Genomic DNA, 21667 nt, shown 5'->3' with positions numbered 1-21667 from the left:
GTCTTATGAGCAAACTCGTGGAAATCAAGGTTCCGGACATAGGCGACTTCAAGGAAGTGGAAGTCATCGAAGTGCTGGTGTCCGAGGGCGACACGATCAAGGCCGAGCAGAGCCTGATCACGGTGGAGTCGGACAAGGCGTCGATGGAAATTCCCGCCTCGGCCGGCGGTGTGGTGAAGTCGGTGAAGGTGAAGGTGGGCGACAAGGTGGCCGAAGGCGCCGTCATCCTTGAAGTCGAGGCCGGCGAATCGAAGGGTTCCGCTCAGGAATCAAACAGCGAAGGCGAAGGCAAGACACAGGTGTCTGACTCCCAGCAGGCGTCAGGCACCGAACCCAAGTCGCAAGCCCCCGCCAAGAGCGCGTCCAGCGACCCCGGATCCGTCGCCCCCGCCGCGGCTCAATATAGCGGCTCTGCCGATGTCGAATGCGATGTCCTGGTGCTGGGCGCCGGCCCCGGTGGCTATTCCGCGGCCTTCCGCGCCGCCGACCTGGGGCTGTCCACGGTGTTGGTCGAACGCTACGTCACCCTGGGCGGGGTATGCCTGAACGTGGGCTGCATTCCGTCGAAAGCCTTGCTGCATAACGCGGCGGTCATCGACGAGGCGCGTGCGCTCGCCGCGCACGGCATCAGCTTCGGCGAACCCACGATCGACCTGGACAAGCTGCGCGGCTACAAAGACAGCGTCGTCGCCAAGCTGACCGGTGGCCTGGCCGGCATGGCCCGCGCGCGCAAGGTCAAGGTGGTGACGGGCGCAGGCGAGTTCGCCGATCCGCACCACATGACGGTCAAGGGCGCCGACGGCAAGAGCCAGACAATCCGCTTCAAGAACGCCATCATCGCCGCGGGCAGCCAGTCGGTGAAGCTGCCGTTCCTGCCCGAAGACGAGCGTATCGTCGATTCCACCGGCGCGCTGCAGTTGCGCTCCATTCCCAAGAAGATGCTGATCATCGGCGGCGGCATCATCGGCCTGGAAATGGGCACGGTGTACTCCACGCTGGGCGCGCGCCTGGATGTGGTCGAAATGCTCGACGGCCTGATGCAGGGAGCCGATCGCGACCTGGTCAAGGTGTGGCAGAAGATGAACGCCGGGCGCTTCGACAACATCATGCTCAAGACCAAGACCGTGGCCGCCGAGGCGAAGAAAGACGGTGTGTATGTCACGTTCGAGGGCGACGCCGCGCCCAAGGAACCGCAGCGCTACGACCTGGTCCTGCAGGCAGTGGGGCGCAGCCCCAACGGCAAGAATATCGGGGCCGACAAGGCGGGGGTTGCGGTTACCGAGCGCGGGTTCATCGAGGTCGACCGCCAGATGCGCACCAACGTCGCGCACATCTACGCCATCGGCGATATCGTGGGCCAGCCCATGCTGGCGCACAAGGCCGTGCATGAGGGCCACGTGGCGGCCGAGGCCGCCGCGGGCCAGAAGTCGTTCTTCGACGCCCGCGTCATTCCCTCGGTGGCCTACACCGATCCGGAAGTGGCCTGGGTCGGCCTGACCGAAGACGATGCCAAGAAGCAGGGAATCAAGGTCGAAAAAGGCCTGTTCCCCTGGGCGGCATCCGGGCGGGCCATTGCCAATGGCCGCGACGAAGGCTTCACCAAGCTGTTGTTCGATGCCGAAACGCACCGCATCGTCGGAGGCGGCATCGTCGGCACACATGCGGGCGATCTGATCAGCGAGATCGCGCTCGCGATCGAAATGGGCGCAGACATGGTGGACATCGGCAAGACCATCCACCCGCATCCCACGCTGGGAGAATCGGTGGGCATGGCCGCGGAAGTCGCCGAAGGCGTGTGCACCGACCTGCCTCCGATGCGCAAGAAGTAAAACGCCTCGACGGCATAAGAAGCAGAAGCCGCCCTTTTGGGGCGGCTTCTGTTTTTTGGCAGGGTCGGTGCGGCCAGTATCACGCCGCCCGGGCTGCCGCCGGCAGGCTTTCGGTACTTGCAAGCGTCCCGCCTGCCCATTCGTCCCGATGCGCCAGAAACCAGGCGACGGTGCGGCGCAGGCCCGAGACGAAGGTCTCGGCAGGCGTCCAGCCCAGTTCGCGCTGGATCTTGCCGGCGTCGATCGCGTAGCGGAAATCGTGGCCCGGGCGATCGGCGATGAAGGTGATCAGGTCGGTGTAGCGTGCAACCCCGCGAGGCTTCTCGGGCGCCATTTCCTCCAGTAGGCCGCACAGCAGGTGAACCACGTCGATGTTGCGCATCTCATTGTGGCCGCCGATGTTATACGTGGCGCCGGTCGCGCCATGTTCGAGCACGGTGAACAGGGCGCGCGCGTGATCTTCGACATAGAGCCAGTCGCGGATCTGCTGTCCTTGCCCATATATGGGCAACGGCTGTCCGGCCAGCGCACGGGTGATTATCAGCGGAATAAGCTTTTCCGGATGCTGGTACGGGCCGTAGTTGTTGCTGCAGTTGCTCAGTACAACCGGTAATCCATAAGTGCGGTGCCAGGCGCGCACCAGGTGGTCCGATGCCGCTTTGCTGGCCGAATAGGGCGAGCTGGGGGCGTAAGGCGTGGTTTCTGTGAACAGCGTGCCGCTGTCATCCAGGTCGCCGTAGACCTCGTCCGTGGAAACGTGGTGAAAGCGAAAGCGTTGCCGTGCGCACGGGGATAGCTGCGACCAGTATTCGCGGGCCGCCTCCAGCAACATGTAGGTGCCGACGATATTGGTCTGTATGAATGCCGCAGGCCCACTGATGGATCGGTCTACATGGGATTCGGCAGCCAGGTGCATGACTGCGCACGGCCGGTAATGCTTGAAGATGCGCCGCAATGCGTCGGCGTTGCAGATGTCTTCCTGTTCGAGCACATACCGCCCGGGCCGGCCTGCAACGCATGATAGCGCTCGCAAGTTACCGGCATAGGTGAGCTTGTCGACATTGACTACATCATACAGAGTGTGGTCGACAGCATGCCGTATAACGGCAGACCCAATAAAGCCGGCGCCGCCGGTGACGAGCAAAGGGCCGGGCAAGCCTTCGGTGCGATCGGGATCTGGCATGGAAAAGGGGGATGGTCAGGCGTGCGCCAGGGAATCCTGGGCTATGCGTTTCAGATACGCCCCGTAGGAGCTTTTTCCATACCGGTCGCTTTGCGCAAGCAGGCCGTCCTGGTCCAGCCAACCCTGGCGCCAGGCAATCTCTTCAATGCACGCAATCTTCATCCCTTGGCGGCGCTCCACCGTGGCGACGAAGTTCGCCGCATCGAGCAAGCCGTCCGGCGTGCCGGTGTCCAGCCACGCGAAGCCGCGTCCCAGCGGCTGCACGTGCAGCATACCCATCCGCATGTACTGGCGGTTGATGTCGGTGATCTCCAGCTCGCCCCGAGGGGATGGCGCGAGCCGCCGGGCAATGTCCACCACCTGATTGTCGTAGAAGTACAAGCCCGTTACCGCATGGTTGGAGCGCGGCGTGGCGGGCTTTTCCTCGATACTGACGGCCTTGCCGTGCGCGTCCACTTCAATGACGCCGAAGGGGCGCGCATCCAGCACCTGGTAGCTGAACACCGTGGCGCCCTCGGTGCGGGCGTTGGCTTTGCGCAGCATGGTGGATAGCCCCATGCCGTAGAACACGTTGTCGCCGAGGATCATCGCGACGTCAGAGTCGCCGATGAAATCAGCGCCTACGATAAATGCATCGGCCAGCCCCCTGGGTGCCGTCTGGCATTTGTAGGAAAGGTTGAGTCCGATGTCGGAACCGCTGCCCAGCAGCGATTCGAAACGCGGAAGATCCTGCGGGGTCGAGATAATCAGAATGTCGCGTATGCCCGCAAGCATCAGTACTGACAAGGGGTAATACACCATCGGCTTGTCGTATACCGGCAATAGCTGTTTGCTCGCACAGCACGTCATGGGGTGCAGACGCGTACCGTTGCCGCCGGCAAGAATGATGGCTTTGCGTTGGATAGACATGCGGACAAACGCCCCGGGGATCGATGAGCGGGACGCCCTGAAGCTGCGTTGCGCGCAAGTATGCGGCGTTCGGCCCAGGGCCAGCAGGAAGATCAAGCGGCAAATGGCCGCCAGTTTGACGTTTTGGTGGCGGCGGGGCGCTGCTAGACTGCGTTGCGATACTGCAGGCGCTGCGTGCGCCAATCTAATCGTGCCAGCCGCGGGGTTGGTGGCTATCCGATCATGAGCATCAACGCCATTCACGTCACACAGCCCTTTCTTCCTCCGCTCGAAGAATTCCTGCCGTGCCTGGAAAGTATCTGGCAAAGCAAGATACTGACCAACGGCGGGCCGTTTCACCAACAGCTGGAGCGCGAATTGTGCGCCTACCTGGAGGTGCCCGACATCGCGCTGTTTTCCAATGGCACCCAGGCGCTGGTAACGGCCCTGCAGGCGATGGGCGTACAGGGCGAAGTCATCACGACGCCGTACTCGTTCGTCGCGACCGCACACGCGTTGGTATGGAATGGGTTGAAGCCCGTTTTCGTTGATGTGGACCCGGACACTTTCAATATCGATCCGGCTGCTATCGAGGCTGCCATTACGCCGGCGACGACCGCCATTCTTCCAGTGCATTGCTACGGCAACCCTTGTGACGTCGATGCGATCGAGGCGATCGCACGGCGGCATGGCCTGAAAGTGGTGTATGACGCCGCGCATGCCTTCGGCGTCCGTGATGCCGGCGGCAGTGTATTGCGCCACGGCGATCTGAGCGTACTGAGTTTTCACGCTACCAAGGTCTTCAATACGTTCGAAGGCGGGGCGGTCGTCTGCCCTGACCCACAAACCAAGCAGCAGCTGAACACCCTGAAGAACTTTGGTATTGCGGGTGAAACGACGATTATCGGGCCGGGCCTGAACGGGAAGATGAACGAGGTGCAGGCGGGCTTCGGCCTGCTGCAACTGCGCCACGTCGACGCCGCGATTGCCCGGCGGGGCATGCTCTGGGATGCGTACCTGCAGGAGCTGGATGGTATCGAGGGCATCCGCTGCCCGAAATTCCACGCCGGGCGTGCCAACTATGCGTACTTCCCGATATTGGTCGGTGACGCATATCCGCTCGAACGGGATGCGCTTTACGACAGGCTGCGCGAGGGGCAGATCTATGCCCGTCGATACTTTTATCCGTTGATCAGCGACATACCCATGTATCGCGGCGTTGCCTCGGCCGCTCCGGCCAGCCTGCCACACGCTCGCCGGCTGTCCGAAAGCGTGATCTGCCTGCCGTTGCATCCGTCGCTGACGCTGCATGATGTGCAGCGCGTTGCGGGCCTGATCCGAAACGCGGGCCGATAGCGCGGCCCGCTACGGCGCAGGCGGGTCAGGGCCTGGCCATTGAGTCCAGAATGAAGATGGGGCGGTTCAGAAACTCGCCCAGGCTGTCATCGCGCGCAATGTTCGATTCGTCCACCGGCCGATACTGCACACCGCCGGCATCTCTCTGGGCGATGCCAATCGAGCGCACGGCCCATCGGCCCCGGGTGCCCGTTTGCACAAAGTCGATCATTTCGGCTTTCGTGCCGCGGTCGAACAGGCAGGCGTTCCGATCGCCCTTCCAGTTGAAACCCATCTGGAAAATAAGCGTGCTTACCGACGCGGACAAGCCGTTAAGCTGCTGCAGCATCTGTTGCCTGGCCGATGCCATGTCAGTGGCGTTGCCATAGTCATCGCCCAGGTGATGAAGCACATTGAGCAGTATGCCGATATCGTGCGGCTCGGCGGGCGTGTTGAATCTGTAGTATTCATTGAAAAAGCTGAACCGGTCGCCTGCCGCGGCTGCTTCGATGGCGGCATGCAAAAATGCGCCGCATGATGCTTTGCCTTCGTATCCCGTCACCCTGGACGCGCCCCGGTCCAGTGCGCTGAACAGGAAGTATCCGATATTGCAGCCAATATCGATGACGCTCTTTCCCTGGAAATCGACATGCTGGCAAAAATAGCGGAATCGCTCGCGTTCGTAGAAGGTATAGGTGTTTTCATGAGATCCGGCCAATGCCTGAAGAAATCGCTCAGGCAGGATGTGATACCCGCGGTGCTTTTCGTTCTGCGCCTGGTTCAGCAGGATATCGCGCAGGTGCAGCGCGTCTTGGGTCGAGATACTCATGTAGATTCCTTATGCGGGATTGCGCAGCCACGCATCGGCGAGCGGCGTGGGCCGGCCATTGAAGATGTTGTCAAAGATCGAGAGAGCCTGGGAAAGGCTGAACAGGCGCTCCCGCACATGCCGCCAGAACGGCGCGTCGGCGCGGCTGATAACCAGGTTCACGCGTATCGGAATGGACGCGTAGCCAAGGGCAGCCGCCGCGCTGGCACGATGGTTGCCGGCGGTGATCAGCCAGCGCCATTCCATGTTTTCGTTTACCAGTGCCGTGGCCTTGACATCGCCATCGGGATCGTCTGACCGCTGATAGCCGGTGTGCGCGATGCGGCGCAGTACATAGACGATACGTTCGGCCTCTATCTGCATTTTTTCGCCGCTGACCGGGCCACAGAAGAGCCAGCCATCTTCTATGCCCCTGTCGCGCCCGGTGGCGCGATTTTCTTCGTAAGCGGCTTTCTCATACGCCATGCGGTAAGAATCCAGCGTGCGGGCGCGCCACGGAAACACTGCAGCCCATGGCGGAGCGGTCTGCAATGCCACGGCGGCATCTGCGCCCAATCCCAGCCATTCGGCCGCGCTGGAGGGTTGGACCTGGTCGTAGTAGGCGCGCAGGGCCTCGCGGACCAGATCGACGGCGTCCGGACGGTCGATTCCGTGCTCTACGGCGCGGCGGGCCGCTCTGTAGAAGGGCGTCGAGGTATTCATGCAAAGCGAGGGCTGCGCCCTGCCGTGCGCCAGGCAGCCGTCCAGAAGCGCCGATTCGTGTATTTCGGCGTATCGCAGCACGAGCGGATGGTTGGCGTCATTGCGCAGGTCTACGGGGGGGCGGCTGGCCGGCGGCATGTCGGTCGGTACGGTTGCTATATAAGTTCGTTCGGGATTCCGCACTGGGCGAAGAAATCCGCATCCAGATTCGGCGAAAACGGCGAAGTACGGAACTGCAGGTCACGGACAGAGGCATGGCCCGTGGCATCGATAACCAGGCGGCCCTGTTTCAGCCACAGGAAGAATTGCAGCGCCGAATAGTATTGCGCCAGGAATACGCCATGCCTTAACTGCGCCTTGGGCAGGCGGCGATCAATGGGAAGGGCCGCCTGCAGCACGCAGGGGCCCGTATCGATGCCGGCGTCGATCTGGTGCAGGGAGCAACCCATGAACAGGCTGCTGGATGCATACGTGTCGTCGAACCCATGCATGCCCTTGAAGGACGGCAGCACGGAAGGGTGGCAGTTGAACAGTCGTCCCTTGTGGCCATCGAGCAGCGGATTTGTGAGCAGGCGTGTATAGAAGCTCAGGAAGATGAGATTCGACATGCCGTCATAGCGGCGATGCAACGCCATGGAAAACTCGTGGCCGTTATTGGCAGGCAACATTGCCGTCGCCATGCCGGATTGCTCCGCGATCTGGAGAAATCCGCATGGACGATCGGCCACGACTTCGTGCGTCAACTCCCGCACGAATTCGTGCGAGACCAGTCGCGATAGTACGGCGCCACCGGTACTGCCCAGAAAGACGACTCTATACATGGCTGTGTCGGTCATCACTGCAATCTATAACTGGATAGCATCTGCCGGACGCTGTCGTGGTCGTTGTGCATCAGCACGTCAATGATGGACAGCCCCGGCACGAATTCTGCCGGACCGACCTGCCGATATTCAGGCAAGAGCGGTTGCAGGAACGAAAGGGCCACGCCGTTGTCCTCGAAATGCGGCTTGTCGTAAAGCGAGGCGCCGCTTGCGGGGTTCACGTAGCGGGATGCGCCCAATGCCTTGGTGATATCGATCAGCCGGCCGCTGCGGCCGGTGCCGACGGATGCCGGGAACGCTTCCGAAGATCGCAGGAAGCGTCGATCGATCCCCAGCTTCCTGAACAGCAGAGTGACTGACGCGATGGCCAGGTCGGCGATCCGATCGTAATCGCTTGACAGCACCTCTTCGGCATAGGCCAGGCCGTACTCGTAGAAGGGCGCACGGCAGTACGCATGGTTAAGTTGTTTCAGGAACTTGTTTCTGAAAGCGCCGAAGTCATGCAGCCCGACATCGAGGATCCGCTTGTTCTGACTGGCGCCCGACAAGGGGATGGAGAATTGATGCGCCTGCCCGTTGACCAGAACCCGGTTCCGGTTGATCCACCCGCGCGTGATGAAGTTCACGTCGTCGTAGAAGACAAAAACTCCGCATGCCTGTACCAGGTTGAAATAGCCCAGGTACGGAAACGCATAGGGCTGCATGATCGCGACGGTATTCGCATGAGGCGGCCATTGCTGGCAGGCAGAGGCGGTGTCCGTCATGGCTCTACAGATCCGCGATTGCGCTGAAAGTCGCCGCCACGTTCTGCTTGAATCGCTGCATATCCTGTAGCGCATCAATTCGGGACCGCGCAGCCTGCAGTGCTGCGCCATCGAGCGCCGGAAGCTCTGCAATGGTGCAATACCGCGGCAGATCGGCGAAGTCCACGGGCGCTGCCGAAAACTCATTAACCATGCGCTCCCAGGCGGGATTGGCGATGATGTCTCCGCCTACCGAGATCCGTCTGCGCAAGACTGTGCCGGCCCCGAAATAGATGGAGGCAAGCATGTTGCCCATGGCCTGCTGGCGATGATGGGCCGATATAAAAAGACGCGCGCGGGCGAGCATCTCAAGGTATTCCGCCCGGTCTATCAGTTGGCGCAGAATGTTCGCCCGGGCCATCAGCCCATGTTTCTTCAGCGCCTCGATCAGCACGGGCTCGTAGCCCGGCGGGGCGTTGTAAGAAAAGGGAATGACCAGATCGTAATCTTTGATGTCCTGCTTGCTTGCCAGGGCCTCGATGATCTCGACATGGTTGTTCGTAGGGTCGCCACTGTTGCCGATAAAGATGGTGTTGTCTTTCTTTACGGGAATCCGGATATCGGCAAAGCGCGAGGCGCTCGCGTAAGAGAACGGAATGTGCGGCTTGGGGCCGTAGTGGCGCGTGAAGACCTCGTAGTCTCCTTGAGTGAGCGTCGCCACGGCATCGAGCCTGCGGACCGTATCCGTGATGAGCGCCTGCCGTTGTATAGGCCCATAGAGATCGCCTCCCCATGCCACCCACACCTTTTTCTTGTCGGGTGACACGAGTTCTACCAGCTTCTTCTGCCACGCGAAGAACATGCCGTGAAAAATAACTGCCGCCACGTCGCTGGCGCTGGCGGCCTGCGCGATCCGCTGCAGGTCCGCCGCGTGGTCGAAGAATGACGCCCTGGGGTGGCAGCTCAGGTCGTTGCTGTATCCGGGGATAGACGCAGACCGCTCTACAAATACGTCATGGCGGAATGTCCGGTTGACCTCGGGATCGGCCAGTATCGAGATGAATTGTTGGTTGTGCATATTGTTATAGAAAATATGCACGAATCGCCGCGGGCCGGTGTCTGCCGCGTTAACCGAGTCAGGATGGGGGCGTTGTTCGGCGGGTGGCGTCCAACCCATGGTGGCGCGGTAGCGGGAGCCCGCATCGTCTCGCGCGCCGTCCAGCACCGCGCTTGCCATATCGGTGGCGCCATAGCAGGTATGCAGAATGAACGCCAGTTTGCGCCGTTCATCGTCAGTCAAGGCCGCCATGCGGGCCTCGTCCGGAACGTATACCGCGTCGGCGCGTACGAGTTGCGATGCCACGCCGTCGGTATTCGCCGGGGGGCAGTCCAGGTAGCTCTGGTACTGCATATTGGCAAGGCGCAACAGGCGCAGCCCATGCTGGCGCAGCGCGCGGCTGATGTCGTCCAGGTGGGGCTGGCCTGCGCGTAGCGCAACCATGTCGACGGCGACCTGTGCCACCAGCGTCGTTGCCAGTGCGCGATGCGCCCCGGCCAGGACCTTCAGGTTGTCGTGGGCGCTGTCCAATATCAGCCATTCGGCGCGTGGCAGGCCTTGCACGTCGTCAAGACGTATCGTGGGAATTGGCAGTCTCGCCAGTACTTCACTGCCGTTGCGCGCCAGAGGGAAGATACTTGCCTTGGGTAGTGGTTCCAGGGTGCCGCTGAATGCGGCGTCCAGGCACGCATACAGCGTTGCATCCTGTCCGTCGCCCAGCGCGATATGCGGATGATGCTGCAGGTCGCCTTCGCGTTGCAGCGCGTCTGCGCCGTGTACGCGTCCCGCCGGGTCGATCGCAAGGAAGGTGAATGTCCCCAGGCGGTTCAGCTCGCTGATGCGGCGGCTGCTCGCCAGCCCGCCTCCGTGGTCGACGGTGACTACCTTGCCTTGGAAAGAGAAGCTGAAGCCGCCATGACCTGTTTCGGCCGGACCGGGCAGGGCGCGTGCGTCAGGTTCGTCCTCGAACCAGGGTCGGCCATCATCGGTCAACACGACGGCCGCGGGGGCCTTGCCGTCGCAGTAGCGGCACCAGATGGCCCTCAGGGCGACGGCCAGGTGCCGCGCGAATCGCCGAGCGTCGCAGACTGGCGAGTTCAGCAGGACGTCACGGAGATGGGTGCGTATGGCGGCGAGACTTTGCAGGTCGCTGGCCAGTTCGACTGCGCGTGCCTGGTATTCAGCCCAGTCGCGGGCGACCAGTTCTGGCATGCCTGCGTTAACCAGGTGTGTGGCCGAATGCCGGCCCGCGAACGTGGGCCCTGGCAGGGTGACCACGGGAACCCCCATGAGCAGGGCTTCGCATGTGGTCAGGCCGCCAGAGTACGGCCAGGGGTCCAGTGCAATGTCGACTTCGTTATATCGGGACAGCAGCTCCAGATGGGGCGAACGCCCCTCGATCCGCAGCCGGCTTTCGGCAATGCCATGCCCCGCCAGGGTGTCGACGACGCGTTGGCGCATTTCGGCAGTGGCATAGGCCGCGCCCTTGAGGAACAGTTGCGAGTGCGGCACCGCGTGCATCAACTCCGCCCAGCGTGCCAACAAAGCCCGGTTGACCTTGGTCGGGTTGTTGAAGCACCCGAAAGTGATGTAGCCATTGCGCAATGCCGGCAGTGGACCCACTGCCGGTGGGCTGGGCGGCGGCACAAAGCATATATAGTCATCCGGCATGCGGATGAGCTTTTCGGTGTACAGGTGGTCGCTGCCGGCCGGCGATTCGATGCGGTCGCTGATCAGGTAGTCGATGGCCTCGACGCCCGTCGTATTGATGAGCCCGCCCACCCACTTGACCAGCAGGGGGGCCGGCTCCATGGTCATCGCCCGGATGCGCGAACCCGCGTTGTGTCCGCTCAGGTCGATCAGGATATCGATCTGGTCTTCGCGGATACGTGCAGCGAACTGTGTGTCGTCCAGGTGATATATCGGCGCCCACTGGCGTGCGAGCGCCATGAAGCGGCGCGTAATCGCATCGACGGAGTTGTTCGTCGTGTAGGCGTAGATCTCGATTCCGTGCGCCGCCAGGTGCTCAAGCGCGGAAACCGTCATGGTGCCGACAGGATGCTGGCGGAATCCGTCCGAGAACATGCCTACCCGCAGCACTCTGGACGGCGTGCGGTCTGCCGGCACCGGCCGCTCGGGGCGCACGGCCGGCATGAACACCGCTCCCCAGTCCCTGCACGCCTGCAGGATGTCTTCGACCGTCGCATCCGGCTGGTAATGCATGGCAGTCAGCCGGTTCGAACGCGGCAGCGGATCTGTCTGGTTGTAAGACGCCGCTTTGCCATAGCAGTGCGCAGCTTCGTCCAGGTTGCCGGTGTCCCGGTGGACGTTTCCCAGGTTATTCCAGGCGGAATAGTCGGTGGGCGCAAGCTGAAGCTGGGCCTCGAAGTCCTTGCGCGCGTCGTCATAGCGCTGCATCGCGAGCAGGATCACCCCGCGCCATGACAGCCAGGCTACGCGATGCGGATCAGGGTTGCCCATCTGATCCAGGCACTGCAGCGCGTCATCGTGGCGTCCCAGCCGGTGCAGGATTTCAGCTAGCTTGATGCGTCCGAGTTGATGCCCGGGCTCGATTTCCAGGGCGGCTTCGAGCCGCGCACGGGCATTTTCGAGCGCGCCGGCCTTGACTTCCAGGTCCGCCATCACGCGCAGGGCTTCCGCATCGCGGGGCGCCATGGCCAGGGCCCGTTCAAGGGCGGTGCGCCCTTGGGCCAGGCGGCCCGATTCTACACAATGCGCGCCCAGGCTTTTCCAGGCGTTGACATCACCTGGGTGGCTGCGCGTACGCGACATGGCCTGCTGTTCGGACAGCCCCATGATGGTAAGGACTTTGCCGGAGGCGGAAGGCTTGCGGGGCGGGCGGACGGTTCTGGGCATGGGCCGGCTTGCAAAATGAAGTAGGGCGTCAGGGTACCGCCGGGCCGATGCCGGCAATATGCCGGAGAGCGAACAAAAAAACCGTCTATTTGGGGCGCGAATAAAAAAGCCCCTTCTAAAAGGGGCTTTCCAGGGGATACGGGAGTATCCGGCAGGCCGGCCTGGCGGACCGGCCCGCTTTCGCGATTAACGCAGCAGCGACAGAACCGTCTGCGGCACTTGGTTGGCCTGGGCCAGGACCGAGGTGCCTGCCTGTTGCAGGATCTGGGCACGCGTCATGTTGGACACTTCGACCGCGTAGTCGGCATCTTCGATGCGCGAGCGCGAAGCCGACAGGTTGTTCACGATGTTGTTCAGGTTCGACACCGTGGACTCCAGGCGGTTCTGCACCGCGCCCAGGTTGCTGCGCAGGGTGTCGACCGTGTTCAGGGCCGTGTCCAGCTTGGCCATCGGATCGTCGCTGGCGGTGCCCAGGGCCTTGGTCGAATCGTAGGTCACCGTGGCGGTGGGGGCGGCGGATGCGCCGGTGCCGGTGCCGCCCGTTACGCTCACGCTGGCAGCGTAGTAAACCTGGGTCGCGCCCGAGCCTTCGGTCACGTACCAGTTGCCGCGCTCGTCCTGGACCAGGTCCAGAGCGCCCGTGAGGCCAGGTTGCAGCGTGCCGGTGCTCACGTCCTTCAGCGTGACGGCAGCGGCGCTGACCGCGGCGGGATCGCCCGAGCCATCGGTGGATTTCAGCGTCACGTCGCCGGCTGCGGTGCCGCCCGTGTAGGGCAAAGCGGTGCCGGTCGGGCCGGCGATGCTGAAGTCGGCCAGGCTCAGCGTGCTGGAGCTGATTTCTTTCAGGTCGACGGTGATGGTTTCGCCGTCGCGGGCGCCGACTTGCAGCGTCAGGCTGCGATCGGCGGACAGGACCTTCACGCCGTTGAAATCGGTTTGCTGGCTGATGCGGTCGATGTCGGCCAGGCGTTGCTCGACTTCGTCTTGCATCGAGGCCAGGTCGGTCGACGAGTACGTGCCGTTGGCGGCTTGCACCGACAGTTCGCGGATGCGCTGCAGGTGGGTCGTGATTTCGGCGGTGGCGCCTTCGGTCGTTTGAGCGATCGAAATGCCGTCGTTGGCGTTGCGGGCCGCTTGCGTCAGGCCGCGGACGTTGGACGTGAAGCGGTTGGCGATTGCCAGGCCGGCAGCGTCGTCCTTGGCGCTGTTGATGCGCAGGCCCGAGGACAGGCGCTCGATGGCCGAACCCAGGGCCGATTGAGACTTCGTCAGGTTGTTTTGCGCAACCAGAGACAGGTAATTGGTGTTGATAACAGCAGCCATGAATAGCTCCCAAGAGAGAAAGGCTTCTTCAAACCGGGCAGCCAGGCCGCCCACTTCGCGAGGCAGCATGCCCCGCTGCTCTGGGTAACGGCGCGCTTGCCGGCAACTTAAGCGAGGCCTTCGGCTATTTTTTTCTGTGCTTTTTGACGGACGCTATAGAACCTGAGCCAGGCCCGCCTCGGCCGGCAGCGCTTGCCACGCACCCGCTTTCAGATGCGCGCGGATGCGGGCGGTAGCCTGGCTGCGCAGCTGGCATACGCGCGCCTCGGTGACTTCCAGCACCGCGCCTATCTCTTTCAGGTTCAGGCCTTGCTCGTAGCACAGCGACAGCACGAGTTTCTCGCGCTCTGGCAGCGCGTCGATCGCCTGGATGAGTGCTCGGCGCAAGTCGCCCGCAAGCAGGGCCTGCAACGGGTCCGTGGACGGATCGCAGGCGGATTCATGCCACCCTCGTTCCTCGCCATCGCCGGCGCCGAGCTCGTCGTAATGCATGATCTGGATGCCGCGCGCGTCGTTGAGCATCGCCTGGTAGTCGGACAGCGAAATGTCCAGTTCCTCGGCAATCTCGCCTTCGGAGGGCGGGCGCATCAGTTCTTGTTCTTTGCGCTGGATCGCCGCCTCGATGCGCTTGCTTTTGGTACGCACGCTGCGGGGCAGCCAGTCCTGGCTGCGCAGCTCGTCCAGCATGGCGCCACGGATGCGCGCGGTGGCGTACGTTTCGAATTGGGCGTCCGGTGTTTCCTGGTAGCGTCGCGTCGCGTCCAGGAGTCCGATCATCCCCGCCTGGATGAGGTCGTCGAGCTGCACGCTGGCCGGCAGCCGCGCGAGCATCTGCAGCGCAAGCTTGCGTACCAGTGGCGCATAGCGCACCAGGCTGTCATCGGCGTAAGGCATGCGTATAGGTCGACATCGAAGGCCAAGCGACGATTGTCGGCAACGCCGGCAGATCCATTTGTACAAAAAAGAAATGTTTTGACGGGTTGTTTACAGGTTTCACTAACACACAACGTGTGCGAATGTAACTAAACTGTGTTTTTTTAGCAAAATTCGAGCTAAACGGCCTTATTTGTGAGAAATGTCATAAATATTGACAATATGCATGATAAATTGCACGCATATTGGTAGCAATAGATACATTCAGTATCGTTAGTGACAAGGCTGCGGAACACCGACGCCAGTTGCGGTTGCTTGTAATGACACCATTGTTTAACTAGGAGCCCATAGCGTGAACACAGCAGATAGTTCTTTGCTCGCCGACATCCGGGAAGTCAACTTGTCGTACCTGCTGCTGGCTCAGCGGATGCTGCGTGACGACTATGCGGCAGCACTGTTCCGCCTGGGTTTCAGCAACGAAGTGGCCGATATTCTGATGCGTCTGTCGCCCGCCCAGCTGGTCAAGCTGGCCAGTTCGAGCTCTTTGCTGTGCCGCTTCCGGTTCGACGACTACAGCTTGCTGTCGGCGTTGACCCAGGACGTGCTGGGCGGGGCGCTGCAACAGGCCCATGCCACGATTCTGTTGGCCCAGCAGCCGGTCGAGCAGCTCTCCTGAGCCGTCTGCCGCCATGTCTATCAAAAGTGTTGCGCAGGAAGCGGACGACATTCTCCTTGCCAGCGCGATGATCTCGCTGGGTGCGCGCCTGCAGGTTCTCGAGGCCGAAACGCGCCTGAGCCACGACCGCCTGTCGCGCCTGTACCGGGAAATCCGCGGTTGTTCTCCGCCCAAGGGGATGTTGCCGTTTTCGGTCGACTGGTTCATGACCTGGTTGCCCAACATCCATTCGTCCTTGTTCTACAACGTGTACTCGTTCCTGAATGCACGTACGGCCAGCCGCGGCATCCGCGCCACCATCGACGCCTACCGCCTGTACCTGGAGCACGCCGGAGTCGGGCAGGGCGACGAACCGTTGCTCAGCTTCACCCGGGCATGGATGCTGGTCAGGTTTTTTGATAGCGGCATGCTGCAGCTTTCTGCCTGCCGGCAGTGCGGCGGGCATTTCATCGCCCACGCCCATGATCCCCAGGGGGACTTCGTGTGCGCGATCTGCCGCCCGCCGCCGCGGGCCGGCAAGACCCGGGCTGCCGCAAAGGCCCGCGCCGCGCTGGGCGCAGGCGCGCCCATGGCGGCGGCCCCGCGTTCCTGAGCGGGCCGCCTCAATAAGTCCAAAAGCCCCCGAAAATTCCCCGTAACCCGTGCTTTTGCACGCGGTTGCGCGGGAGATCATTGTCGCCAACTCTAGACTCGATGGCAGAGGCCCGATGTGTTGATTGTTATTGGTTATACGGTGGTGCTCGTCGCGGTGGTCGGCAGCTTCGTCGCGCTGGGTGGGCACTTGGGGGCCCTGTACCAACCGTTTGAATTGACCCTGATCGCAGGCGCCGCGCTGGGCGCCTTTCTGGCGGGCAACACCCGCAAATCGCTCTCGCTGATAGGGCAGTCGCTGCCGCAGGCGATAAAGGGGGCTCCGTACAGCAAAGAGGTGTACATGGAGCTGATGGCGCTGCTGTACGTGTTGCTCAACAAGGCTCGCCGGGAAGGCCTGATGGCGATCGAGTCGCACATCGAGGACCCGGACGCCAGCCCGATTTTCAATGAATATCCCCGCATTCTGCAGGACGCGCGGCTGATGGAGTTCATTACCGATTACCTGCGCATCATGATCAGCGGCAACATGAGCTCGTTCGAGATCGAGACGCTGATGGACGAGGAAATCGAGACCTACCGGCATGAGCGCGACGTGCCTTGCCATTCGCTGCAGCAGGTGGCAGATGCTTTGCCGGCATTCGGGATTGTGGCGGCGGTGCTGGGCGTCATCAAGGCGCTGGGCTCGGTGGACCAGCCCCCGGCGGTACTGGGCGACCTGATCTCGAAAGCCATGGTGGGCACTTTCCTGGGGGTGTTGCTGGCGTACGGTTTCGTGGCCCCGCTGGCCGCGCGCCTGGCGCAGCGCACGTCGGAATCGGTCAAGGTGCTCGAATGCATCAAGGTCACGCTGCTGGCAAGCATGAACGGCTATCCGCCGCAGTTGGCCGTGGAGTTCGGGCGCAAGGTGCTGTTCTCTTCGGTGCGTCCGTCGTTCGGTGAGCTGGAAGAGCATGTGCGGCAGGCGAAAACCGCCGCTACAGGCCGCGCCTGACGGGAAGCCCCGATGAGTTCGCTGAACAATCACCGGGTGGTGGTCCGTCGCAAGCGTGCGACACAGGCCGTGCACCATGGCGGCAGCTGGAAGATCGCGTACGCCGACTTCATCACGGCGATGATGGCTTTCTTCCTGGTGATGTGGCTGATCGCCATCGTCCCCAAAGAAGAGCTGAAGGGACTGGCGGAGTATTTCCGCATGCCGTTGCGGGTAGCGTTGACGGGAGGCCCCAGCCAGTCGGCGCAGACCAGTGCGATCCCGGGAGGCGGACACGATCCGCTGCGCGACGAGGGCGATGTGCGCAGGGCCGAAGGAGACCGTGTCCAGTCACAGGTGCTGCCCGATAGCGAGAGGCGGGACCGGCACGCGCTGGAACGCCTGAAGCGCCGTCTGGATGCCATGCTGGAAGAGAACCCCGTACTGAAGAACTTCCGCCCGCAGTTGTTGATCGACATGACGACAGAGGGCCTGCGCATCCAGATTGTGGACAATCAGAACCGCCCGATGTTCGCCACGGGCAGCGCCGAGGTGCAGCCGTATATGCGCGATATCCTGCGCGAGCTGGGGCCGGTGTTGAACGAATTGCCCAACAAGATAAGTATCGCCGGCCATACGGACGCGACCCAGTACGCGCGAGGCGAGCGGGCATACAGCAACTGGGAGCTGTCGGCCGATCGCGCGAATGCGTCGCGCCAGGAGCTGGTGGCCGGCGGCATGGCCGAAGGAAAGCTCATGCGCATTCAGGGCCTGTCGTCCAGCATGAGCCTCGTTAAAGATGACCCGTATGCGGCCGTTAACCGTCGTATCAGCCTGGTGGTGCTGAACCGGCGCACCCAGCAGCAGATTGAGCGGGAAAATGCGGCCGCGGCCGACGCGGCGGCCGCTGATTTGAGCCTGCGCGGGCCCGGGGAAGTCGTTTCGTCCCTGGCGCCGCGTATCCCTGCAGGCGATACGGCAAGGTAGTGATGACAGCAACAATCCTGGTGGCGGACGACTCGGCGACGATGCGCATGATCGTCCAGGCCGCATTGAGCGACGCCGGCTGGCAGGTGATTGCGGCCGGCAACGGCCGGCAGGCCCTGGATCTGGCGCGCAGCCATCGTGTCGACATGCTGGTCAGCGACTGGAATATGCCGGTAATGGACGGTTTGTCACTGATCCGCGAATTGCGAGCAGATCCGGGTTACCGCGATCTGCCTGTGCTGATCCTGACAACCGAAGACGATGGGCAAAGCAAGCGCGCGGCACGCGACTTGGGCGTCAACGGCTGGCTGAACAAGCCGCTGGACCCCGGCGTGCTGGTGGAATGGGCATCTGAACTGCTTGGCGCGCAATCAGGCGCATGAGCGGGTTCGAACGGAAGGCGTACGGTCTATGAGCAGCGGTCTGGATCTCAGTCAGTTCTACGAGACATTCTTCGACGAAGCGGATGAGCTGCTTGCCGAGATGGAGCAGTTGTTGTTGATGCTGGATGTCGACAACCCGGATATCGAACAGTTGAACGCGATATTCAGGGCTGCGCATTCGATCAAGGGCGGCGCGGCCACCTTCGGCTGCTTCCAGCACCTGGCCGGCACGACCCATTTGCTTGAGAACCTGCTGGATGCGATCCGGCGGGGGGAAATGGCGCTGCGCGCAGACATGGTGGACATTTTTCTGGAAACGAAAGACGTGCTCAAGAGCCAACTGGACGCCTACCGCGCCTCGGAAGAGCCGGAAGAAGCGGTATACGAACGGATCTGCGCGGTGTTGCGGCGTCTGGCGCAAGAGCAGGACGATGGGCAGGAGCATGGCGACGCGCGGGACCAGGCGGTTGCGGCAGCCGCCGGCCAGGCCGGGCCGCCGCCCGTCTGCGCGCCCGAGGCGCCGGCCGTTGCCGCGGCTGCGCCGCAGGCCGATGCGGCAGATGGCGAGGCTATGCCGTTGCGGGTTCGCATTACCGGCGTTTCGGATAAGGATGGGCAATCGCTGCTGCACGAGATGGGCAATCTGGGTACGGTGCTGGCCCACGAGCGCGACGATGATGGCCTGACGGTCTGGGTGGAGACGACCTGCGGTCCGGACGATATCGAGGTTGTCTGCTGCTTCATCGTGAATGCCGACCAGCTCGACGTGCGCCGCGAAGCCCCGCCTGCGGCATCGAAGCCCGGCGTGCCCGAGCCGGCAGCGCCGGTGCCGGCGCCCGCGGCTGCCGCGGCGCCGCCGCCGGCGTCGCCCGAGGCGGGCGCACCGCAGCAGGCAGCCGGGAGCAGGCCCGCGCGCGGGCAGGCGGCGGGACCCGCCGACAAGGAATCTACGTCCATTCGCGTGGGGGTGGAGAAGGTCGACCAGATCATCAACCTGGTGGGTGAGCTCGTCATTACGCAAGCCATGCTGGCGCAGACGGCCTCGTCCCTGGACCCGGTACTGCACGATCGGCTGCTCAACGGCATGGAGCAGCTCGAGCGCAACGCGCGCGATCTGCAAGAGGCGGTGATGTCGATCCGCATGATGCCCATGGATTACGTGTTCAGTCGGTTTCCGCGGCTGGTGCGCGACATCGCCCACAAGATGGGCAAGCAGATCGAGCTGCAGACCTTTGGCCGCGCCACCGAACTGGACAAGAGCCTGATCGAGCGCATCATCGACCCGTTGACCCATCTGGTGCGCAACAGCCTGGACCACGGCATCGAGACCCCGGAGAAGCGCGTTGCGGCGGGCAAGTCGGCGATAGGGCAGCTGATACTGTCGGCCGAGCACAATGGGGGCAATATCGTGATCGAGGTCAGCGACGACGGTGCGGGCCTGAACCGCGAGAGAATCCTGGCCAAGGCGATCGCCCAGGGCTTGCCCGTCAGTGAAAACACGCCGGACGAAGAGGTCTGGCAGTTGATCTTCGCGCCCGGGTTTTCCACCGCCGAACAGATCACTGATATTTCGGGCCGGGGCGTGGGCATGGATGTGGTGCGCCGCAATATCCAGGACATGGGTGGCCACGTGCAATTGTCGTGCGTGCCCGGCAAGGGCACCACGACACGCATCGTATTGCCGTTGACATTGGCCATCCTGGACGGCATGTCGGTGCGGGTGGGCGACGAAACCTTCATCCTGCCGCTGAACCATGTCACCGAATCGTTGCAGCCCACCAGGGACCAGATGTACTCGGTGGCTGGCGAGGAGCAGGTGATGCAGGTGCGGGGGGAATACCTGCCGCTGGTAGAGCTGCATCGCGTGTTCGGCGTGGCCGGCGCGCAGGCCGATCCCACCCAGGCCATCGCGGTCATCATGCAGGCGCAGGACCGCCGCTTTGCGCTGCTGGTGGACCATCTGGTGGGCCAGCATCAAGTCGTGGTGAAGAACCTGGAATCGAACTACCGCAAAGTGCCGGGGATATCGGCAGCCACCATCCTGGGTGACGGCAGCGTGGCGCTGATTGTGGATGTGTTCGCGCTGGCGCGGGCCAATCGCGAGAAATGGGCGCAACCCGACGCCGTACTGAATTGACGGAGAACCTTTAATGGCAGCCAAACCGCAAACGCAGGCCGCGCGCGTCGAAGACGTCGGCAGTGAATTCCTGGTGTTCACGCTGGGAGACGAAGAGTACGGCATCGATATCCTGAAAGTGCAGGAGATCCGCGGCTACGACGCGGATGCGGTGACCCGTATTGCGAATGTGCCCTCCTTTATCAAGGGAGTGACCAACCTGCGCGGCATCATCGTGCCCATCGTGGACCTGCGCATCAAGTTCAACCTGGGCCGCGTCGAATACAACGAACAGACCGTGGTCATCATCCTGAACCTCGACCATCGCGTAGTGGGGATCGTGGTCGACGGCGTTTCGGATGTGCTGATGCTCAACGCGGGTCAGGTACGGGCCGCACCCGAGTTCGGCGCAACGCTGTCTACCGAGTACCTGACGGGGCTGGGTACGCTGGATGACCGGATGCTGATCCTGGTGGATATCGAGAAACTGATGACCAGCGACGAAATGGCGCTGGTGGAGAAGGTGGCCTCTTAAGCGCGGCGGCCCTGCAGGGGCGCCGCGGGCTGCCGCCGTGTGACGTAGAGTCGGGGGTTCTAATCAATCATGCGCAAGTTCCTGGCCAATATAACGATACGCACCAGCCTGCTGGGCGTACTGGGCTTTTTCTCTCTGATGCTGGTGATTGGCGCGGTGCTGGGCGTGTTGTCGCTGCGTATCAGCAATGGCACGCTGGCGGACATCCGCCAGGCCCAGGAAGTCAGCGACGCGCTGACCCGCGTGGTGAATAGCTATAAAGACGTGGTTACCGGCTTGTCGCGCGCAGCCAATGCGCACTATGCGGGCATTGTGTCCGGCGGGGGACAACAGGCGGCGGCATCGGGCCGCCTGGGCGCCGAAGCCCAGGGCCTCTTGCAGCGCGCCAGCGCGTCCATGAATCGCGCCGAAACCGAATATCAGTATTTCAAGGGCCTGCCGCGTCCGGCCGGATCGCAGGACAGCCTCGAGGAGATCGACCAGGCCCATGGCGCGCTGCTGCGCCAAGGCATCGCGCCTTTGTTCGGCATGCTCGAACGCGGCGACATGGCGGCCTACCAGAAGGGTGCGCAAGTCATGCACGACGCCATGGAGGCGCGCTTTGCGCGAGCGGTGGAAGGTTTCGACTTCTGGCGTGCCGCCATGTTGCAGGATGCGCACGTGCTCGCAACCCAGCGCTACCAGGGCGTATTGGCGGCGGTGGGGCTGGGCAGCGCCATGGCGGCCCTGCTGGTGTTTGCAACTTATGTTTTCCTGCGGCGCCGGGTGCTGCTGCCGCTGCGCGAGGCCGGCACGCATTTCGACCGCATGGCGGGCGGCGACCTGACGGCGCGGGTAGAGGTTCGCAACAGCAACGAGATAGGCCAGTTGTTTGCGGCGCTCAAGCGGATGCAGGAGAACCTGGCGCGCACGGTGTCGCAGGTTCGTCGCGGGGTTGACGAGATCA

19 protein-coding genes are annotated in these 21667 nt (G+C 62.7%); 10 read left to right on the top strand and 9 right to left on the bottom strand.

Annotated features, from left to right (window positions below; all coding sequences use genetic code 11):
• The first annotated feature begins 5 nt into the window (after positions 1 to 5).
• Entirely contained in the window at positions 6 to 1829 is a 1824-nt protein-coding gene (gene lpdA, locus CAL18_RS09315) for a dihydrolipoyl dehydrogenase (RefSeq protein WP_094817730.1), read from the top strand.
• Between the two features lie 79 nt (positions 1830 to 1908).
• Here the strand turns inward: lpdA and rfbB are convergent, their stop codons facing one another.
• Entirely contained in the window at positions 1909 to 3012 is a 1104-nt protein-coding gene (gene rfbB / locus CAL18_RS09310) for a dTDP-glucose 4,6-dehydratase (RefSeq protein ID WP_094817729.1), read from the bottom strand.
• Between the two features lie 15 nt (positions 3013 to 3027).
• Entirely contained in the window at positions 3028 to 3921 is an 894-nt protein-coding gene (rfbA, locus tag CAL18_RS09305; RefSeq protein WP_094796777.1) for a glucose-1-phosphate thymidylyltransferase RfbA, read from the bottom strand.
• A 222-nt stretch (positions 3922 to 4143) separates the two neighbouring features.
• On the opposite strand from rfbA, the gene CAL18_RS09300 reads away from it, so the two are divergent.
• Positions 4144 to 5256, top strand: a complete 1113-nt coding sequence (locus CAL18_RS09300; protein WP_094817728.1) for a DegT/DnrJ/EryC1/StrS family aminotransferase — start codon at positions 4144 to 4146, stop codon at positions 5254 to 5256.
• A 25-nt stretch (positions 5257 to 5281) separates the two neighbouring features.
• Here CAL18_RS09300 and CAL18_RS09295 read toward each other — a convergent pair whose 3' ends face one another.
• The 7 genes from CAL18_RS09295 to CAL18_RS09265 form a co-directional block, all read right to left on the bottom strand.
• Complete coding sequence (locus CAL18_RS09295) at positions 5282 to 6064, bottom strand: hypothetical protein (protein ID WP_026639866.1); 783 nt, start codon at positions 6062 to 6064, stop codon at positions 5282 to 5284.
• Positions 6065 to 6073: 9 nt separating this feature from the next.
• Positions 6074 to 6904 (bottom strand): hypothetical protein, encoded by an 831-nt coding sequence (locus tag CAL18_RS09290; RefSeq protein WP_094817727.1) that lies wholly within the window; start codon positions 6902 to 6904, stop codon positions 6074 to 6076.
• A 17-nt stretch (positions 6905 to 6921) separates the two neighbouring features.
• Positions 6922 to 7602 carry a formyltransferase family protein gene (locus CAL18_RS09285; protein WP_094817726.1) on the bottom strand — a complete coding sequence of 227 codons (681 nt, stop codon included), beginning with the start codon at positions 7600 to 7602 and terminating at the stop codon, positions 6922 to 6924.
• Complete coding sequence (locus CAL18_RS09280; RefSeq protein ID WP_170940310.1) at positions 7602 to 8351, bottom strand: WbqC family protein; 750 nt, start codon at positions 8349 to 8351, stop codon at positions 7602 to 7604. The genes CAL18_RS09285 and CAL18_RS09280 overlap by 1 nt, the downstream gene beginning before the upstream one ends.
• Positions 8352 to 8355: 4 nt before the next feature.
• Entirely contained in the window at positions 8356 to 12264 is a 3909-nt protein-coding gene (locus CAL18_RS09275) for a TDP-N-acetylfucosamine:lipid II N-acetylfucosaminyltransferase (RefSeq protein WP_094817724.1), read from the bottom strand.
• Positions 12265 to 12450: 186 nt separating this feature from the next.
• Positions 12451 to 13587, bottom strand: a complete 1137-nt coding sequence (locus tag CAL18_RS09270; protein WP_094817830.1) for a FliC/FljB family flagellin — start codon at positions 13585 to 13587, stop codon at positions 12451 to 12453.
• A 153-nt stretch (positions 13588 to 13740) separates the two neighbouring features.
• Positions 13741 to 14481 carry an RNA polymerase sigma factor FliA gene (locus CAL18_RS09265; RefSeq protein ID WP_026639861.1) on the bottom strand — a complete coding sequence of 247 codons (741 nt, stop codon included), beginning with the start codon at positions 14479 to 14481 and terminating at the stop codon, positions 13741 to 13743.
• A 331-nt stretch (positions 14482 to 14812) separates the two neighbouring features.
• Between CAL18_RS09265 and flhD the strand changes: the two genes are divergently transcribed.
• The 8 genes from flhD to CAL18_RS09225 form a co-directional block, all read left to right on the top strand.
• Complete coding sequence (flhD, locus tag CAL18_RS09260) at positions 14813 to 15136, top strand: flagellar transcriptional regulator FlhD (RefSeq protein WP_094796772.1); 324 nt, start codon at positions 14813 to 14815, stop codon at positions 15134 to 15136.
• 13 nt (positions 15137 to 15149) lie between these two features.
• Positions 15150 to 15728 carry a flagellar transcriptional regulator FlhC gene (gene flhC / locus CAL18_RS09255; protein ID WP_026639859.1) on the top strand — a complete coding sequence of 193 codons (579 nt, stop codon included), beginning with the start codon at positions 15150 to 15152 and terminating at the stop codon, positions 15726 to 15728.
• Between the two features lie 117 nt (positions 15729 to 15845).
• Positions 15846 to 16721, top strand: coding sequence for a flagellar motor stator protein MotA (motA, locus tag CAL18_RS09250; protein WP_026639858.1), 876 nt, complete (start codon positions 15846 to 15848; stop codon positions 16719 to 16721).
• A 12-nt stretch (positions 16722 to 16733) separates the two neighbouring features.
• Positions 16734 to 17687, top strand: a complete 954-nt coding sequence (gene motB, locus CAL18_RS09245; protein ID WP_026639857.1) for a flagellar motor protein MotB — start codon at positions 16734 to 16736, stop codon at positions 17685 to 17687.
• A gap of 2 nt (positions 17688 to 17689) precedes the next feature.
• The gene (locus CAL18_RS09240; RefSeq protein WP_094817723.1) at positions 17690 to 18070 is read left to right on the top strand and encodes a response regulator; all 381 of its coding nucleotides are present in this window, start codon (positions 17690 to 17692) and stop codon (positions 18068 to 18070) included.
• Positions 18071 to 18098: 28 nt separating this feature from the next.
• Positions 18099 to 20207 carry a chemotaxis protein CheA gene (cheA, locus tag CAL18_RS09235; protein ID WP_094796771.1) on the top strand — a complete coding sequence of 703 codons (2109 nt, stop codon included), beginning with the start codon at positions 18099 to 18101 and terminating at the stop codon, positions 20205 to 20207.
• Between the two features lie 13 nt (positions 20208 to 20220).
• On the top strand, positions 20221 to 20721 hold the full coding sequence (gene cheW, locus CAL18_RS09230) for a chemotaxis protein CheW (RefSeq protein WP_026639854.1): 501 nt from the start codon (positions 20221 to 20223) through the stop codon (positions 20719 to 20721).
• A gap of 69 nt (positions 20722 to 20790) precedes the next feature.
• A partial coding sequence (locus CAL18_RS09225; RefSeq protein WP_141217755.1) for a Tar ligand binding domain-containing protein occupies positions 20791 to 21667 on the top strand: 877 nt, incomplete at its 3' end.

Source organism: Bordetella genomosp. 7 (genome assembly GCF_002261415.1).
Lineage (GTDB): Bacteria > Pseudomonadota > Gammaproteobacteria > Burkholderiales > Burkholderiaceae_B > Bordetella_A.
The sequence above is the reverse complement of the archived record's forward strand: the minus strand, read 5'-3'. Positions and strand labels throughout refer to the sequence as shown.

Coding starts and splice junctions, on each gene's coding strand:
- cheA (WP_094796771.1), top strand. CDS start 18,099: ATGAGCAGCGGTCTGGATCTCAGTCAGTTCTACGAGACATTCTTCGAC.
- CAL18_RS09240 (WP_094817723.1), top strand. CDS start 17,690: ATGACAGCAACAATCCTGGTGGCGGACGACTCGGCGACGATGCGCATG.
- CAL18_RS09270 (WP_094817830.1), bottom strand. CDS start 13,587: ATGGCTGCTGTTATCAACACCAATTACCTGTCTCTGGTTGCGCAAAAC.
- CAL18_RS09290 (WP_094817727.1), bottom strand. CDS start 6,904: ATGCCGCCGGCCAGCCGCCCCCCCGTAGACCTGCGCAATGACGCCAAC.
- CAL18_RS09265 (WP_026639861.1), bottom strand. CDS start 14,481: ATGCCTTACGCCGATGACAGCCTGGTGCGCTATGCGCCACTGGTACGC.
- cheW (WP_026639854.1), top strand. CDS start 20,221: ATGGCAGCCAAACCGCAAACGCAGGCCGCGCGCGTCGAAGACGTCGGC.
- CAL18_RS09295 (WP_026639866.1), bottom strand. CDS start 6,064: ATGAGTATCTCGACCCAAGACGCGCTGCACCTGCGCGATATCCTGCTG.
- motB (WP_026639857.1), top strand. CDS start 16,734: ATGAGTTCGCTGAACAATCACCGGGTGGTGGTCCGTCGCAAGCGTGCG.
- rfbA (WP_094796777.1), bottom strand. CDS start 3,921: ATGTCTATCCAACGCAAAGCCATCATTCTTGCCGGCGGCAACGGTACG.
- CAL18_RS09275 (WP_094817724.1), bottom strand. CDS start 12,264: ATGCCCAGAACCGTCCGCCCGCCCCGCAAGCCTTCCGCCTCCGGCAAA.
- CAL18_RS09285 (WP_094817726.1), bottom strand. CDS start 7,602: ATGACCGACACAGCCATGTATAGAGTCGTCTTTCTGGGCAGTACCGGT.
- CAL18_RS09280 (WP_170940310.1), bottom strand. CDS start 8,351: ATGACGGACACCGCCTCTGCCTGCCAGCAATGGCCGCCTCATGCGAAT.
- CAL18_RS09300 (WP_094817728.1), top strand. CDS start 4,144: ATGAGCATCAACGCCATTCACGTCACACAGCCCTTTCTTCCTCCGCTC.
- rfbB (WP_094817729.1), bottom strand. CDS start 3,012: ATGCCAGATCCCGATCGCACCGAAGGCTTGCCCGGCCCTTTGCTCGTC.
- lpdA (WP_094817730.1), top strand. CDS start 6: ATGAGCAAACTCGTGGAAATCAAGGTTCCGGACATAGGCGACTTCAAG.
- flhC (WP_026639859.1), top strand. CDS start 15,150: ATGTCTATCAAAAGTGTTGCGCAGGAAGCGGACGACATTCTCCTTGCC.